The organism is Epilithonimonas tenax DSM 16811 (genome assembly GCF_000428485.1).
Taxonomy (GTDB): domain Bacteria; phylum Bacteroidota; class Bacteroidia; order Flavobacteriales; family Weeksellaceae; genus Epilithonimonas; species Epilithonimonas tenax.
In genome coordinates this window covers 67,210-83,337 of the sequence record NZ_AUAA01000011.1, presented here as the reverse complement: position 1 = coordinate 83,337, position 16,128 = coordinate 67,210, and the positions used below count along the sequence as shown (strand labels likewise).

11 protein-coding genes are annotated in these 16,128 nt (G+C 38.5%); 5 read left to right on the top strand and 6 right to left on the bottom strand.

Annotated elements, in window-relative coordinates; translation table 11 throughout:
- Window positions 1-55: 55 nt before the first annotated feature.
- Window positions 56-3,541, bottom strand: coding sequence for a glycosyltransferase family 117 protein (locus tag F564_RS0107565; protein ID WP_028122100.1), 3,486 nt, complete (start codon window positions 3,539-3,541; stop codon window positions 56-58).
- A 218-nt stretch (window positions 3,542-3,759) separates the two neighbouring features.
- On the opposite strand from F564_RS0107565, the gene F564_RS0107560 reads away from it, so the two are divergent.
- Together F564_RS0107560 and F564_RS0107555 are read left to right on the top strand one after the other, a co-directional pair.
- On the top strand, window positions 3,760-4,797 hold the full coding sequence (locus tag F564_RS0107560) for a PLP-dependent cysteine synthase family protein (protein WP_028122099.1): 1,038 nt from the start codon (window positions 3,760-3,762) through the stop codon (window positions 4,795-4,797).
- Window positions 4,798-4,876: 79 nt separating this feature from the next.
- The gene (locus tag F564_RS0107555; protein WP_028122098.1) at window positions 4,877-6,148 is read left to right on the top strand and encodes an aminotransferase class I/II-fold pyridoxal phosphate-dependent enzyme; all 1,272 of its coding nucleotides are present in this window, start codon (window positions 4,877-4,879) and stop codon (window positions 6,146-6,148) included.
- A gap of 57 nt (window positions 6,149-6,205) precedes the next feature.
- On the opposite strand, the gene F564_RS0107550 is transcribed toward F564_RS0107555, so the two are convergent.
- Window positions 6,206-6,919: a phytanoyl-CoA dioxygenase family protein gene (locus F564_RS0107550; protein WP_028122097.1), complete on the bottom strand. Its 714-nt coding sequence runs from the start codon at window positions 6,917-6,919 to the stop codon at window positions 6,206-6,208.
- Between the two features lie 149 nt (window positions 6,920-7,068).
- Entirely contained in the window at window positions 7,069-8,604 is a 1,536-nt protein-coding gene (locus F564_RS0107545) for a serine hydrolase (RefSeq protein ID WP_028122096.1), read from the bottom strand.
- A gap of 106 nt (window positions 8,605-8,710) precedes the next feature.
- Between F564_RS0107545 and F564_RS0107540 the strand changes: the two genes are divergently transcribed.
- Together F564_RS0107540 and pyrF are read left to right on the top strand one after the other, a co-directional pair.
- Complete coding sequence (locus F564_RS0107540) at window positions 8,711-9,265, top strand: DNA-3-methyladenine glycosylase I (RefSeq protein WP_028122095.1); 555 nt, start codon at window positions 8,711-8,713, stop codon at window positions 9,263-9,265.
- Window positions 9,266-9,448: 183 nt separating this feature from the next.
- A complete protein-coding gene (pyrF, locus tag F564_RS0107535) occupies window positions 9,449-10,807 on the top strand; it encodes an orotidine-5'-phosphate decarboxylase (RefSeq protein WP_028122094.1) in 1,359 nt (452 codons plus the stop codon).
- A 135-nt stretch (window positions 10,808-10,942) separates the two neighbouring features.
- Here the strand turns inward: pyrF and F564_RS0107530 are convergent, their stop codons facing one another.
- On the bottom strand, window positions 10,943-11,239 hold the full coding sequence (locus F564_RS0107530; protein ID WP_028122093.1) for a GIY-YIG nuclease family protein: 297 nt from the start codon (window positions 11,237-11,239) through the stop codon (window positions 10,943-10,945).
- A gap of 162 nt (window positions 11,240-11,401) precedes the next feature.
- On the opposite strand from F564_RS0107530, the gene F564_RS0107525 reads away from it, so the two are divergent.
- A complete protein-coding gene (locus F564_RS0107525) occupies window positions 11,402-14,218 on the top strand; it encodes a gluzincin family metallopeptidase (protein WP_028122092.1) in 2,817 nt (938 codons plus the stop codon).
- 79 nt (window positions 14,219-14,297) lie between these two features.
- Here F564_RS0107525 and F564_RS19890 read toward each other — a convergent pair whose 3' ends face one another.
- Window positions 14,298-15,137: a T9SS type A sorting domain-containing protein gene (locus tag F564_RS19890; RefSeq protein ID WP_051259596.1), complete on the bottom strand. Its 840-nt coding sequence runs from the start codon at window positions 15,135-15,137 to the stop codon at window positions 14,298-14,300.
- Window positions 15,138-15,223: 86 nt separating this feature from the next.
- On the bottom strand, window positions 15,224-16,006 hold the full coding sequence (locus tag F564_RS19885; RefSeq protein WP_051259595.1) for a T9SS type A sorting domain-containing protein: 783 nt from the start codon (window positions 16,004-16,006) through the stop codon (window positions 15,224-15,226).
- Window positions 16,007-16,128: the final 122 nt, after the last annotated feature.

Genomic DNA, 16,128 nt, shown 5'->3' with positions numbered 1-16,128 from the left:
TTTATTAAATATAGCACATAAAAACGTCCCGAAAATTCGAGACGTTTCATTTAATTTATTGTGTGGCCTTCATCAGCTGTTTGGTGATTTGATCCATCTTTTCGGCTTCGTAGGTGGTATCGTAATCTTTCATAATATCGAAGAGATAGGAGTAGAATGATGTGACTTGCTGCACGTCATCTGCCTTTTTAAAGGCTTTTTCTTTGCCCATCTCGTGAAGATCCTTGATAAAACCATTGAATCGCTTGTCTATCACATTGAGTGAGTTGACCAGATAGGCGTATGCTTTTTCTTTTTGTCCGATTTTGTTGTAAGCATCTGAAACAGCGCCTACGATGAGAGAATACTCCATTGGTTTGGTTTTCATCTGACGGCCTGCATAGACCTGGAATTTCGGCGATAATCTGGTGTAATAATCGTACTCATCAAAGATTCCTTTTTTAAGCTTCTCTGCCAACTGAAGGCCTTTTTGTTCCTGTCCTGCAACGATGTAGGCGTAAACGATGGAACTTAGAGATCTTGGATCGTTGTATTTGGAAACCGGTATTTCGCGGTTTGCAAGATCCAGGATTTCAATGGCTCTTTTCTTGTCACCCTTCAAGACCAATGCTTCTGCCGCGCGACTTGCCGATGATCTGTAGCTCACGATGTTCTGCGTACATGTTTCATCGAAATGGGTTTTCAGGTCTTTGAAATTTCCCCATCTGTAGTTTTTCACCACTTTGTAGAGTTCGTCTGCGTTTACCATTCCGAGTTCGCCATCCACGGATTCCTCTGTTTTGACAGGTACCAATCTGTAACTGTGACCATCAAATTTCAAATAGTTGGAAAGGAAAAACAGGTTGCTTGGGTCGTAGATTCCGCCACTGGAGAAGTTGATCGGGCGTTTCCAGTCGAAGTTGGCCAGGATATCCATCATCAGCATATTGTTTTTGAACATGCTGGATCCTTTGTAATCGATGATGATTTGTTTCTCGGCGTTTTTTGCTTCTGCTGGTGTGATGATTCCTGCTTTCACGGCATTATTCACATTCACGGGAAGTACGAATTTGGAAACCGGAAGGAAGTTGAATTTCTCATAACGTTCTTCGCCAAAGATCATTTTCACGATCTCATCTTTCTCCGGGGATTTCATTTTCAGGAAGTTAACTGCTTCTTTCAAAGTGATAGAATCTTGGGTCAGATATTTTCTAAACTGAGCCAATTCTGTATCTGGTGCGCCTTGGTCTTTTAAGTTGGCGAAGATATTGGACCAGTCGTCTTTTGACATCATATAGACTTGATCATTGGAACCTTCACGGTAATCTTCGTGTGTGAGAGTGGACGGCACGGGCATGGCGTTATACGTTCTTCTCTTTACCTGATCAATATTCCAAGGTGTGGAAAGCAAAGTAAAATTGACCACTTTCACATCCGGACGGAACTCCTCCGTTTCCTGAATGGCCCAAACCGGATACGTGTCATTATCACCATAAACGAACATAATGCCGTTCTTCGGAAGTGATTTTAAACTGGAATAAGCGTAGTCGTAAGCGGCAAATCTCTCACTTCTGTTGTGAACATTATAGTTCTGGAAACCCATCATCAATGGAATCCCTAGTAAAATGACACCTGCAATAATCTGCGCACCTTTTGTTTTTATTTTTTTCTGAAGCAGCCAATAGATCGCAGCCACTCCAAGACCTATCCAGATTGCAAATGCGTAGAAAGAGCCAACCATTGCATAATCTCTTTCACGGGGTTCGAACGGTTTCATTCCTGTATAGAACACGATCATGACACTTGTCAAAATGAACAGCGACAATACCGCATAGAACCTTCCAAAGTCTCTGTTCAACTGGAAGAAAAAGCCTATCAATCCAAGAATTAGTGGTAACATAAAGAACTTTACTGTACTTTCATTCTGGAATTTGGCCGGCATCTCTGCCTGATCGCCCCACATATTATTATCAATGAATGGGATTCCTGTGATGAAGTTACCGTTGGTATTTTCCATATGACCTTCTACATCATTCTGTCTTCCGGAATAGTTCCAAAGCAAATATCTGACGAAGTAGAAATAATTCTGAAAGGTGATAAAATAGTCAAGATTCTGAGCCAAAGTTGGACGCTGAACATTGATCAAACCAAATTGCTTTGCCTTAAGATAATCATCCATCTTGATAGTGCCATTATCGAATTTCTGCCGAAGCTCATCAAAGAATTGCTTAGCTTCGGCACTTTCTGCCACCTGCTCATTCCCATAATTGAAGGTAAAATCTGGTGCGCCATACATTGAGATGTAATTGGGCATCACAGATTTGTCCTCACTGAACATTCTTGGAAACAAACTGACGTGTTCCGGACTGAAAACATAGTTGAACTTCTCTCCTACCAGACGATAACGCCCTGTCTGAGAATCTTTCTCGTACGTATCACCGGTTTTTACAGTCTTGTAACTTCCGTCCTCATTTTTCTGGATTCCGTTTGGATCGAGATAAGCGGTGTAGTTTTGACCGTAAATGGTTGGCCAGTCGCCGTACTGTTCACGGTTGTAATAATCCAACATTCCCAAAGCGTTATCAGGATCATTAAGGTTCATGGGCGGGTTTGCATTTGCACGGATTGGGATTACCAACCAGCAAGAGAAACCAATCATCATATAAACAATGGATAAAGCCATCGTCTGATAGAGAGATTTTCCTGTTTTTTTTGTATAAGTAATTAAAAGGTAACAAAGTACAATCAAAATAACAAAAGCAAAAACAGTCCCGGAATGGAAAGGCAATCCTAATCCGTTGACAAAGAAGACCTCCGATTTCCCGAATAATGTCATAATCACTGGGAAAATGATTTTGAAAACGATAATCAATATTAATAAAGTCACCGCATTGGCTATCAAAAATGATTTCCAGGTGAACTTATAATTTCTGGTGTAATAGATCAGACAAACTGCTGGCAAAGCCAACATACACATCATGTGAACGCCGACAGACAAACCGATGATGAAGAATAATAGAATAATCCAACGCTCATTGTCTTTTTCAAGATATTCATTTTCCCATTTGGTGATAAGCCAGACGATCAATGCAATGAACATACTCGCCATCGCGTACACTTCGCCTTCCACCGCTGAAAACCAGAAAGAATCTGAAAATGTAAAACACAAAGCACCTACAGCTCCTGCAAACAAAGTCGCAATCTCTTCGGCAATCGTAATATTTTCGAATTCTCTGTTTAATAATCTTCTGACAAGATGTGTGATTGTCCAGAACAAAAACAGGATCGTAAATGCGCTACACAACGCAGACATTGCATTAATGACCAGCGAATAATGTTGCCCGTCACCAAAAGCAAACAGTGCTACAACAGCTCCCACCAATTGAAACAATGCTGCTCCAGGTGCGTGAGTCACCTCCAGTTTTACGGCGGACGAGATATACTCTCCACAATCCCAAAAACTGAAATTAGGCTCTATGGTTGATAGATAAGTGATGAATGCAATTGCGAAAACGACCCATCCGAGAATGGTGTTCCATTGTTTAAAAGTCCAGTTCTTCATATGATAACAAGAAATATCGGCGAAATTAACATTTTTGATTTAGTTATCGGTGCTTTTAACAAAAATTAAACTTTAGAATTGAATGTGAAATAAGGATTATTTAGGGATTAAATTACAACATATCAGACGTATAACATATTAGTAGCGTAAAACTAAAAAACTTTGCAATTTTTTTTTTATTTTTGCAGACAGTTTTTGAGAGAAAAAAATGATATAAAATGACGAATGTATACGATAATATTCTTGGTTTGATTGGCAACACCCCGTTGGTCAAATTGAATCACGTTACCAAGGACATTCCTGCGACAGTATACGCTAAGTTGGAGTCTTATAATCCAGGCCATTCTACAAAAGATAGAATTGCCCTTCACATCATAGAAAATGCAGAAAAGCAAGGCCTTATCAAGCCGGATTCTGTCATTGTTGAAACCACGTCCGGGAACACCGGATTTTCTATAGCGATGGTTTGCATCGTAAAAGGTTACAAATGCATCCTTGCCGTAAGTGATAAAACCAAAGCAGAAAAGATCGCCTATCTGAAAGCATTAGGCGCAACAGTGTATGTTTGCCCCGCTTCTGTTCCTGCAGATGATCCGAAATCTTATTATGAAGTTGCAAAAAGAATTGCACGAGAAACACCTAATTCGGTTTACATCAATCAGTATTTTAATGAACTGAATATTGATGCGCATTACCAGACAACAGGCCCAGAACTTTGGAACCAAACGGACGGAAAAATCACGCACGTTTTTGCTTGTACAGGAACCGGAGGTACACTTTCCGGAACTGCAAAATATTTGAAAGAACAAAATCCTGATATCAAAGTCATCGGTGTAGATGCGGACGGATCTATCCTGAAAACTTACCACGAGACAGGAAAAATCAATAAAACAGAAATCCATCCTTATCAGATCGAAGGTCTTGGAAAAAATTTGATTCCGGGTGCACTTTTATTCGATAAGATTGATGAATACATAAGAGTCAATGACGAGATGTCCGCTTACAGAACACGCGAAATTGCTTTGAAAGAAGCCATAATGGGCGGTTACACTACTGGCGCAGTCACTCAGGCTTTGATCCAATATGCGAATTCTCACGAGTTCACAAGTGATGATCTGGTTGTATTAATCTTCCCGGATCACGGCTCGCGTTACATCACCAAAGTGTACAGCGACCAATGGATGGAAGAGCAAGGTTTTATCAATAATTGTTTCCACAATTACGATGAGATCTTCAAAACAGAAATTATCAAGTAGAATAAAGATAATAGAGTAAAGATAAAAGACTCAATAGCGTCGGCTAAGTCCGATGACAATAAAAATATCAGTTAGAAAAATGGACATTTTTGAAAGAATAAAACAGAATCCAGGTCCTTTGGGACAATTCGCAGATTATGCAGAAGGCTATTATATTTTCCCAAGACTGGAAGGCCCAATTGGTCCAAGAATGAAGTTTCAGGGGAAAGAAGTAATTTTCTGGAGTGCCAATGATTATTTGGGACTTTGCAACCATCCTGAGGTTTTGGAAGCGGATGCAAAAGCGGCTGCAGAGTACGGAATGTTTTATCCAATGGGCGCAAGAGCAATGTCTGGCGAGACCGATCAGCATTTGCAGTTAGAGAGAGAATTGGCAGAATTTGTTCAGAAAGAATCCGCATATCTTTTGAATTTCGGTTACCAGGGAATGGTGTCTTGCATCGATGCTTTGGTTTCCAGAAATGACGTGATCGTTTACGATGTGGATTCTCACGCTTGTATCGTCGATGGCGTTAGATTGCACTCTGGAAAACGCTTCACCTACAGACACAACGATATCGCCAGTCTTGAAAAAAACCTACAAAGAGCCCAGAAAGTCACCACAGAAACCGGAGGCGGAATCTTGGTAATTACCGAAGGGGTTTTCGGGATGAGAGGACAGCAAGGGAAATTGAAAGAAATTATCGCACTTAAAGAAAAATATGGTTTCAGAATTTTGGTGGATGATGCGCACGGATTCGGAACACTTGGTGCCACAGGCGCTGGTGCTGGAGAAGAGCAAGGCTGTCAGGATGAGATTGATGTTTATTTCTCTACTTTCGCAAAATCTATGGCTGGTTTCGGCGCGTTCTTAGCGGGAAACAAAGAAATTATCCGTTATCTGAAATTCAATCTTAGATCTCAGATTTTTGCAAAATCTTTGACAATGCCAATGGTAATCGGAGGTTTGAAGAGATTGGAATTGTTGAGAACGAGACCAGAGATCAAAGCAAAACTTTGGGAAAATGTTGAAAAACTTCAAGGCGGACTTAAGAAAATCGGATATAATCTGGGAGATACAAATACTTGTGTAACGCCGGTCTTCATCCAAGGAAATCCTGTTGAAGCAATGCTCTTGGCGAGAGACCTTAGAGAAAATTATGGCATTTTCACCTCAGTTGTTTCTTATCCAGTGATTCCAAAAGGAATGATTCTTTTAAGATTGATTCCAACTGCATCTCACACAGACGCTGAGATCAATGAAACACTCGAAGCTTTCGAAGGAATTTATAAAAAACTGGAAACTGGTTATTACAAAGAATTGGAAGCTCAACAAATTAAAGAACAGAACTTACAATTTAAAGAAATTTAAATTTCGGTTTTCATAAATATAAAAACGCCTAAACTATAATTGTTCAGGCGTTTTTTTTCAATTCAATCTTTCCGACCAATTGATTTCCTCAGGTAATTCCATATTTGAAAACTCAATGTGGATGACTCTGCGTTTTTGATGGTTGGTCGTTCTGTTTGAACCGTGAAGAATCAAAGGTTTCATAATCATAATTCCACCTTTGTTTACGGAGCAGATTTCCTCGGTTTCTACATTCCAGTCGATAGTTTCCGGCCGGTAGATTTCTTTGCTGTGGGAGTTTGGAACGACTTTCAACGCGCCGTTATTCTCATCAGTGTCATCCAAATGGATTCTAATCGTGAAAATATTTTTCAAATAATCAATCGGAGGCTGAACAGCAAATTGATTCTGCTTCGTCGTCCAAGGTCCAAAACCACTTAAATCCAATTTCTTATCGACCGAAATCGTCAAATCCTGATGATAGGAAACATACCAATTGGATTTTTCAGGTTTATCAAAATAGATGCTTTTGACCACGAAATAATCATTTCCAAAAACTTCATTAATGATTTGCTTAATGTTATCATTAAAGATAAATCGATGACTTTCCGGAACTTCTTTCAAAAATTGTCTAATGGCGAAAAGGTCTTCCGATTTTCTGAAAGTTTCCTTTGAAGTATCGATGGAACCAATGACATTAATGATTTGATTGATTTCTTCGTCAGAAAAAACACCATTGATGATTGTGAATCCTTTGTTGGAGATTTCGGTTTTATGGTTTTCTAAATGCATTAAATTATATGATTAGTAAAAATGCTAAGACAATTAATATCAAAATACAAATATTAATAATCCAATCTGTTTTTTTATCTATTTTAACTCCAAATAGAAACTCAATTATATTTTTGGGAGGAATCATTATAATAAAGTTAAAACAAGTCCTAATTAACCTTCTTCAAATCCAAATCTTCAAAATCAAAACTAAAATCCGTCACATCAGAAATCGGTTTCATTTTCGCAGAAACAGCTTTTCCATTTTCATCAAAATTTAAAATGAAAAAAGAATCGGCGTCATAACTTCTGTCATCCCATTTCACCACAAATGAATTGGCAGAATAGGGAATCAAATCGCCTTTCAGCCTTGGAGAAGATTTGCTAAGAATTCTGTAAGCTTTTCCAACTTTCGTAACTTCAACAATCCCAAACCACTCATCTTTGTACCAACCGATGAATTGGTCGTCTTTCAAATCAGATTTAAACTTAGAAGCTTTGTCAAAAACTTCTTTCTTTTGTTTTGCATAAAATTCTTCATTTTTCTTATTTCTGTCACCATAGATTTTCAGCCAATCCCGGTTTTCAACCTTCAAGTAAGCGTCTTTTACAGAGTTTGTAATCGCAGAAAAAGCAGCGCCAGATTGTTGATTCGTCAAAACCACGATTCCCAATTTCATATCCGGAATCAAAGTAAAATGCGTTACCGTCCCAATCAAACCTCCGGAATGCTGAACTTGCAAATGGCCTTTCACATCGCTCACAAACCAACCCAATCCATAACCGTAAAAATGTGTGTCGTAAGGCGAAGTCATCCCAACTTTGTCCGGAATCTGAAGACTCCAAAGCTCGTGCGCATTTTTCTCAGAAACCAAACGTTTTCCATCTTTGGTCACAAAACCATTCAGAAGGAAATCTGCCCAGGTCGTCATATCTTTGATGTTACTCATAATTCCGCCTGCCGCGTTCGCAGTTTCATTCCAATCGTGTGGAACTGCAATCGCTTTTCCATCCACTGGCGCGTGTGCATCGATGATATTTTGGGAATTTTTTGCTCGGTTGTAAGAGCCGAAACTTGCCGTCATCCCGACAGGTTTCAGAATTTTTTGCTCGATGAAATCTGCCCATTGCAAACCAGAAACCCTGTGAATCACTTCGCCAGCAACGATGAACATAATATTGTTATAATCCAAAGTTGTTCGGAAAGGATTTTCTGGTTTCAAATAACGAACATTGTGGATGATGTCATTGACAGTCAAATTGCCACCTTCCGGAAAAAACATGAGATCGCCTTGTCCCAAACCAAGTCCGGCTCTGTGCGTGACGAGATCCTTAATTGTCACATTTTGAGAAACGTACGGATCCGCCATTTGAAATTCAGGAATGTATTTGCTGACTTTGTCATCCCATTTGATTTTCCCCTCGTCAGCCAGAATCGCCAAAGCCGTACAAGTAAAGCCTTTACTGTTAGAAGCAATTCCCACCAACGTACTCTCGTCCATCGGCTGATTATTATTGAGCGAACGGACACCGAAACCTTTGGCGTAAACCACCTTTCCGTCTTTCACAATTCCGACGGACATTCCCGGAACATCAAAGGTTTTAAGTGAATTCTGAATCAGTTGGTCGAGTTTTTTTTCTTCGATTTGAGCATTGAGCAAGAAAAAAGAGCAAAGAATCAAGAAAAAAGAAATTTGTTTTGTCATTTTAAAAAAGCTTTTGACGAAGATAAGAAATTGTAAATTCTAATGATAAATTGTCGATGGTTAATTATCTTTACCTTTCAAATTATTAAAACTAATCGTAAAAATTATGTCTTACTGCGCAGCCATTGAAACCATGAAACCAGAAGAGCGAAAAGCATTGCACAAAAATTACCACGATAACCATTATGGTTTTCCGATTCATAATGATGATGAGCTGTTTGGAAGATTGATCATGGAAATCAACCAAGCCGGACTGAGTTGGGAAACGATTTTGAAAAAGGAAGAGTCTTTCCGGAAAGCTTACAGTGATTTCAGTATAGAAAAAATTGCGGCTTACAACGAGAAAGACCGTAACAGATTATTATCCGACGCAGGAATTATCCGAAATAAACTGAAAATCAATGCCGCAATAGAGAATGCTAAAACGATTTTGGAACTGAAAAAAGAATTTGGTTCGTTTGAAAAATGGCTGGAATACCACCATCCGAAAACCAAGGAAGAATGGGTAAAATTGTTCAAGAAAACTTTCAAATTCACAGGTGGAGAAATCGTTGGCGAATTCCTGATGAGTATTGGCTTTCTGAAAGGTGCGCATTCTGAAAGCTGTAAGATTAATGAAAAGATATTTGCAACGAATCCAAAGTGGAAAGAGAATAAATAATTGAAGACACTTCCGCTCCGATCAGTGTGACATCTAATAATCGTACGGGAATGGATTGTCAGTCTGAGCATACTCGAAGACTTTTCAACATTGTCAGTCTGAGGCTCTCGAAGACTTTATCATTTCTTAACTTTTTCAGTCTGAAAAATTCGCCTTAAATTTGTAGAAATCTAAGAAAAGTAAATGGAAAGTAAAAAAGAATTCTTCCTCGAGTGTTACAAACTCGGGATTATCAAATTTGGACGTTTCACACTGAAAAGCGGGATTGAAAGTCCGTTCTACGTGGATCTTCGTCCACTCGCTTCTGACCCAAAGATCCTGAAAAAACTAGCCAATTATCTTCTGGAAATGCTTCCTTTGGATAATTTTGATATCATCTGTGGTGTTCCTTATGCGGCACTTCCAATGGCAACAGCAATGTCCCTTGAAAGTTATATCCCACTCATTATCAAAAGAAAAGAAGCCAAATCTTACGGCACCAAACAACTCATCGAAGGAATTTATGAAAAAGGACAGAATTGCCTTTTGGTAGAAGATGTGATCACCTCAGGAAAATCTCTCGTAGAAACCATTGACGAAGTGGAAAATGAAGGCATCAAAGTTTCTGACATCGTAGTGGTTTTGGACAGACAGCAAGGCGGCAAAGAAAAATTAGAAGCAAAAGGTTATAAAGTTCATTCACTTTTCAACATTTCTGAAGTTGTGGAGATTTTGAGGGAAGTGAATTACATTGATGAAGATGAAGTGGTCAGGATCAAAGATTTTGTGAACGGGAATCAAGTGGTTTTCGAAGAGACAAAACGCCTGTCTTACGAACAGAAGCTGGAAGCTGCAGAACATTCTTTTGCCAAAAAAATCCTTGAGATTGCCATTGAAAAAAGGTCAAACCTCATTGCTTCTGCCGATTTTATTACCACCAAAGAATTGTTGGACTTTGCAGATTTTGTAGGTCCACACATCGTAGCTTTGAAAACGCACATCGATATTCTGAACGATTTTGATGCGGACGAAACTATTCTTCCCCTTAAAGATCTGGCTACGAAACATAACTTCCTTTTGATGGAAGACCGGAAATTTGCCGACATCGGAAATACACAGGAATTGCAGTTTTCTTACGGTACTTATAAAATCTCCAACTGGGCAGATCTTGTGACTTCACACGTGATCGGCGGCAGCAAAAGCCTGGATTGCTTTATGAATGTGGGTGTCGTCGCGATCTTAGGAATGTCTTCCCAAGGTACATTGACGGATTCACATTACCGTGAAGAAGCGCTTAAAGTGATTGAAACTCATCCAACCATCATTGGTTGCGTGGCTCAAAACGAAATTTCTGACCAACTTCTACTCTTCACCCCAGGCGTCAATCTTGGAGAAACTGGTGATGATAAAGGCCAACAATACAATTCTCCGGAACACGTCATCAAAAATTACGGAACCGATTTCATCATTGTTGGACGCGGGATTTACAAATCCGAAGAACCGGAGCAAGAGGCTTTGCGCTATAAAAACGAAGGTTGGAAAGCATATTTGGAAACGCTTTAATCTTTTTAAAAAAATATTAATAATAAAACCCTTTCGAAGTTTCAACTTTTGAAAGGGTTTTTCATTTCTGTCAGTCTGAGGCTCTCGAAGACATATAAAAAACTCAAAAATCTTCAGATTTTTTCCTAATAAAAATTACTGATTCGGAAACTTTCTCTTGGAGAGATTTGGCAATTTCTCCCATTCGTCGTTGATGATTGCTTCTTTTTTTGCTCTACTCCAACCTTTCACTTGTTTTTCAAAAGCGATCGCTTGATTCACATCATTGAATTCAGTGTAATAAACAATTTCAACTGGTCGTCTTGTGTAAGTATAAGAATTCGGGTTTTGTCCATTCTGATGATATAGGAAACGTGTTTCTAAATCGTTTGTAACTCCGGTATAATAAGTACTATCTGTACATAATAAGATGTAGACGTAATATCTTTTCATAATTGTGTTTTAATCAAAGTTAATTAAAATTGGAAAAAGCATAGCTTTTTAGTTTTTATATGTCTTCGAGAACCTCAGACTGACAGATAAAAAACTTTAACAAACATAAATCACACTTCATCAAAAAAAATCATTAGTTTTGATAAGTACTGATTGTTCCTGATGAAGCGTTTTTTTTGTGTCCTGGTTTCGATTTCTTTTAATTTCTGGGCAGTTGCTCAGCAAGACAGCATTCGGTTGAATGTCAAACTGAACGACGATCAAAAATCGATTTCGGTAGAACAGACTTTGGTTTACCACAATCCGCATCAGAAATCCATCAGTCAGATCAAACTTCTGAATTGGGTGGCTTCCTATCAGAAAAGGAAAACACCACTTTTGAAACGCAAAATAGAAGACCGAAAGAATGATCTTTACTTTGCAAAAGACGATCAGTTGGGAAAACTGGAAAGTCTGCAATATGCTTACAACAACAATTTCTCTGAGATCCTAGATACAAAACAGGAAAACATTTTCATTCCACTTTCGGAAGCTTTGAAGCCCGGAGAAAGTATCAGCATCAATTTAAAATATCAAATCAAGCTTCCAGACGCCAGATTTACAGGTTATGGCATCAACACGAATCACATTCTGCTGAAATACTTCTTCCTTGTTCCTGATACCTTTGAAAATGAAGAGCAAACCAACTCTTTCTATCGTGATACGGAAGAAACAGCCAATGCCGGTTCTTTTTGGAAAGTGAATTTTGAAGTCCCAAAAAACTGGAACATCTATTCCAACCTTATTCAAAATAATGATTCTGGGTTTGAAGGCACATCTGTGAATGATCCGGAATTTCAAATCTCAAAAGAGATCTATTCAGATTTTTTCTTAAACATTGATGGACAAAGTGTAAAGGTGAGTCTAGGCTATCAGGCCACAGCATATCAGCTTCAAATTTTAAATTCTGTTCTGACGAATCATTTAAAATTTATCAAAACGACCACAGGAAATCTTCCGGAAAAGCTTTTCATCACAGAAAAGTTTTTTAAAAAGGAAGAGTTTATTGGGATTGATGATATCAAATTCTGGAAATTCAAATTCCAGATGTTTACAGACTATGAGAAGGCAGATCTGGATTACTTCAGCATCATTTGCAAAAAAGTGATGGATGAGTTTTTCGTCACCAACAAAACGCAGGATCACTGGCTGAAAAACGGATTGAAGTCTTACCTCGAAATTCAGTATGTGAAAAAACACTATCCGGATCATAAATTGATCGGAAATCTTGCGGACAATGCCAACATTTTCGGGATCAAACCTTTAAAGATCTTTCACGCTTCAAAACTGAAATTGGATGAACGTTACGGACTAGCGTACCACTATATCTATACGCAGAATCTGGATCAGAAGATCACCACGCCTTTTGATAAATTGAGTAATTTCAACACCACCGCGATTAGCCAATTTGAGACCGGAAGTTTGCTTAATTACATCTCCGAATATCAAGGCAACGATACATTTGACCACTTCCTGAAGCAGTATTTTTCTACTAATTACAAGCAAAAAGTAGTAGGCAGTGATTTTTTAAAAAGTCTCGAAAATCATTCTGAAGGTAAATCTGCTTTCCTGAAACAGATGATGTCCGAAAAGCACAGAATCAACTTTAACCTGAGAAATTTTAAGGAGCAGCAGGATCATTACGCGGTCCATATTGATAAGAACAACACACAGATCATTCCTTTAAAAATAGAAACAGAAAATAAAGCGGCCGAGAAAACCACTTACTGGCAAGACGGAAAAGACGAGAAAAAGGATAGCATTTCTGTCCCTTCCAAGCAAGTTGATAAAATTGTTTTGAATGATGATTATATTTTTCCGGAAAGTAATTTTCGGGATAATTACCTCTACACGAGAGGCATCTTCTCTAATATGAAAAAGATCAGATTCAAATTGATCAAGGATATCCAGAATCCGGAATACAATGAGATTTTCCTGACTCCACGACTTACTTTCAACGCCTATGATAAAATTCTTTTTGGGATGAATTTTAAGAATCAGGGGATTTTTGATCAGAAATTCGATTATTCTGTAACACCCTATTACAGTTCCGGAACCGGGCAACTGACAGGCTCTGGCTCAGTCGGCTATTCGCTTTTGCCGCCAGATAGTTTTTTCAGAAGCTGGAATTTTGGCTTATCTGGTTCTTATTTTCATTATGATAATAATTTGGCCTACAAAAGATTTAGTGCTTCTACCTCACTTAATTTTAATAAGAATCCAAGAAGCGCGATTGGACGAAGCCTTTACTTTTCCTACAATTACTACGAACGTGAACTCTCGGAAATCAGGATTCTCAATAACGATTATGCCAAATATAACCTTTGGAATTTCGGCTATTCCTATTCAGATAACCGCCTGATCCACGAGAAATACATCGGCAGCAATATCCAATGGATGGACGATTTCCAGAAGATCTCTGCAGAAGCGTTTTACCGTTGGGAATTTGCGAAAAACAAGAAGATCAGTTTCCGTTTGTTTGCGGGTTATTTTGTCAAGAACGAAACCAAAAATAATCTTTTCAATTACGGGCTCTCCAGGGTTTCCAATTACTCTTTTTCCTATGGATTACTGGGACAAAGTGCCACAACGGGGATTCTTTCTCAGCAATTTATCCTGGCAGAAGGCGGTTTCAAATCTTTGTTTAATACGTCTGTCAATCAATTTATCACAACTGTCAATGTAGATTCTCATCTTTGGAAATGGTTCAATCTTTATGCGGATGCTGGCGTTTATAAGAATAAGAACAGCGCAGCTCAATTCATTTGGGATTCCGGTATCAAAGTCAAAGTCATCCCTGATTTCCTGGAAGTTTACTTTCCCGTAGCCTCTACCTTAGGCTTTGAACCGTCATTTAAAGACTACGGTTACAGAATCCGCTACACATTGGTTCTGAATCTTGGCGCACTGATTAATAATCTGCGACGAGGGGTTTTCTAAAAATAAAATCATACTGCGTTAAAAAACAAAAAAGGCTTCCAATAGTAGGAAGCCTTATATGATTAAGAATTAATTAAAATTATTTTTTAATAATTTTCTGAGATACTTTTTCTCCGTTTACAGTACCAGTTACGATATACATCCCTTTTGCAAGAGAAGACACGTTAAGAGTAGATCCTTCTGTGACTTTAGCAGTTTTCACAACCTGACCAGCAGCGTTGATAATCTGGATATCTGAAGTCTTAGCGAAAGCGATAGATTCTGCAACTACAGTGTTTTTAACTAAAGTAGAGTTAGCTTTTGTTAAATCAGATACAGCTAAGCCTGGAGCCACAGTTCCAGTAATCACTACATCATCAACACTGAAAGTTCCTGTTACAGCTTCTGCACCGTAGAAGTAAAATCTAAGCGTTACAGGACCAGCTGTAAAACCACTTGCAGGAGTCACTGTACTTCCGTTTTGTCCTAAAGAAATATCATTTACAAAATGAAATTCGTTTGACCCAATCACTTCTAACTCAGCATTTGCTGGGCTGATAGATGCTGGCAAGTTTGTAGCATAATTATTCACACTTGATCTAACAACATAGTTTCTTGGACCAGTACCAGATCTTTGTGTTCTGAATGTAATAGACGAAATAGAAATAGTGTTGTTGCTTGCAGGTGTTAATGTCACTTGAAAATACTTAGTCGCATCTGGCGCCGTAGCTACCGTTCCGTTTGTCCAAGCAAATCTATTTCCAGTTGTAGTAGCGTCAAGACCACTTGCTGTGAAAGGTGTAATAGTAAGATTACTTCCTACCAAATCACCATTATCAGGAGCTGGTGCTTCTAAGAAATCATAAGTTGCTGTAAAAGATTGAGCATTTCCGAAGATTGCTAATGTAGCAATGCTTAAAATTGTAAAGATTTTTTTCATTTTATTAAAGTTTAAAATTGTTATACAAAAATAAGTAAAAAAGCGCTCCCATTTGCAGAGCACACTTTTTTAACATATCTATTTGATTATTTTTTGATTATTTTTTGAGAAACCGCTTGTCCATTGACAACACCCGTTACAACATAAGTTCCTTTTGGTAAAGCCGATACATCTAATCTGGAGTTGTCAGAAACCTCAGCCGTTTTTACAACTTGACCAGCAGTATTGTAAACTGATACTTTTGCAGAAGCTCCGAAAATAAGTTCGTTTGCGACCAATGTGTTTTTAACCAGGTTAGCTTTTGCCTTTGTAGCATCTACCACAGCCATTGTAGGATCTGCATAAACAATCACGATAGAAGTGATGTAAGAAGCACTTGCTCCTCTTTTGATGGCGAAAAATTTGTAATCAGTTGAAGCTAAATCTGCAGACCATCCTGTAGTAGAAGCTGCACCCACCTGAGTACCTCCAGTTACATTATAATCAGCACTTGTAGAATTTACCAAACGATCTGTACCTCCGTAAAGAGAAGATTCTCTAGCCGTACCTGCAGAATTGATCGTCACACTGATCAGTTTACCTGGCAAAGCCGCTGTGTTATAAATGACACCATTGGCTGCCTGAACCTGTAATAAGGTTCCAGCTGTAGTTGGATTGACCGGCTGATTAGCAGAATTTCCAGTAATTGCTTTACCGCCAAATGCAACGCCATCTGTTGTCCAAGTTCTCTCGGCTCCAGAGCCATAATTACCAGTACCAATTGCAGCCGTACCTCCAGTGCTCGCTAGATTGATGGTCACAGTTTTTGTCTGTGCATTGATACTTGCAGATAAAGCAACTGCGGCTAATAAAGAATAGAATTTTGTCATAATATAAGATTAAATTGTTATTGTTTTTTTTGTTTCTTTTGTCTGTGGCAAATATAAAATTTTAATGCTTACTACAATTTTAAGAGGCCGTTCCCCGTTTTAAATAATTGTTAATTCGTTCC

What these genes read in the sequence shown, in the direction of transcription:
- F564_RS0107565 (WP_028122100.1), bottom strand. Translation starts at nt 3,541, where the DNA reads ATGAAGAACTGGACTTTTAAACAATGGAACACCATTCTCGGATGGGTC.
- F564_RS0107560 (WP_028122099.1), top strand. Translation starts at nt 3,760, where the DNA reads ATGACGAATGTATACGATAATATTCTTGGTTTGATTGGCAACACCCCG.
- F564_RS0107555 (WP_028122098.1), top strand. Translation starts at nt 4,877, where the DNA reads ATGGACATTTTTGAAAGAATAAAACAGAATCCAGGTCCTTTGGGACAA.
- F564_RS0107550 (WP_028122097.1), bottom strand. Translation starts at nt 6,919, where the DNA reads ATGCATTTAGAAAACCATAAAACCGAAATCTCCAACAAAGGATTCACA.
- F564_RS0107545 (WP_028122096.1), bottom strand. Translation starts at nt 8,604, where the DNA reads ATGACAAAACAAATTTCTTTTTTCTTGATTCTTTGCTCTTTTTTCTTG.
- F564_RS0107540 (WP_028122095.1), top strand. Translation starts at nt 8,711, where the DNA reads ATGTCTTACTGCGCAGCCATTGAAACCATGAAACCAGAAGAGCGAAAA.
- pyrF (WP_028122094.1), top strand. Translation starts at nt 9,449, where the DNA reads ATGGAAAGTAAAAAAGAATTCTTCCTCGAGTGTTACAAACTCGGGATT.
- F564_RS0107530 (WP_028122093.1), bottom strand. Translation starts at nt 11,239, where the DNA reads ATGAAAAGATATTACGTCTACATCTTATTATGTACAGATAGTACTTAT.
- F564_RS0107525 (WP_028122092.1), top strand. Translation starts at nt 11,402, where the DNA reads ATGAAGCGTTTTTTTTGTGTCCTGGTTTCGATTTCTTTTAATTTCTGG.
- F564_RS19890 (WP_051259596.1), bottom strand. Translation starts at nt 15,137, where the DNA reads ATGAAAAAAATCTTTACAATTTTAAGCATTGCTACATTAGCAATCTTC.
- F564_RS19885 (WP_051259595.1), bottom strand. Translation starts at nt 16,006, where the DNA reads ATGACAAAATTCTATTCTTTATTAGCCGCAGTTGCTTTATCTGCAAGT.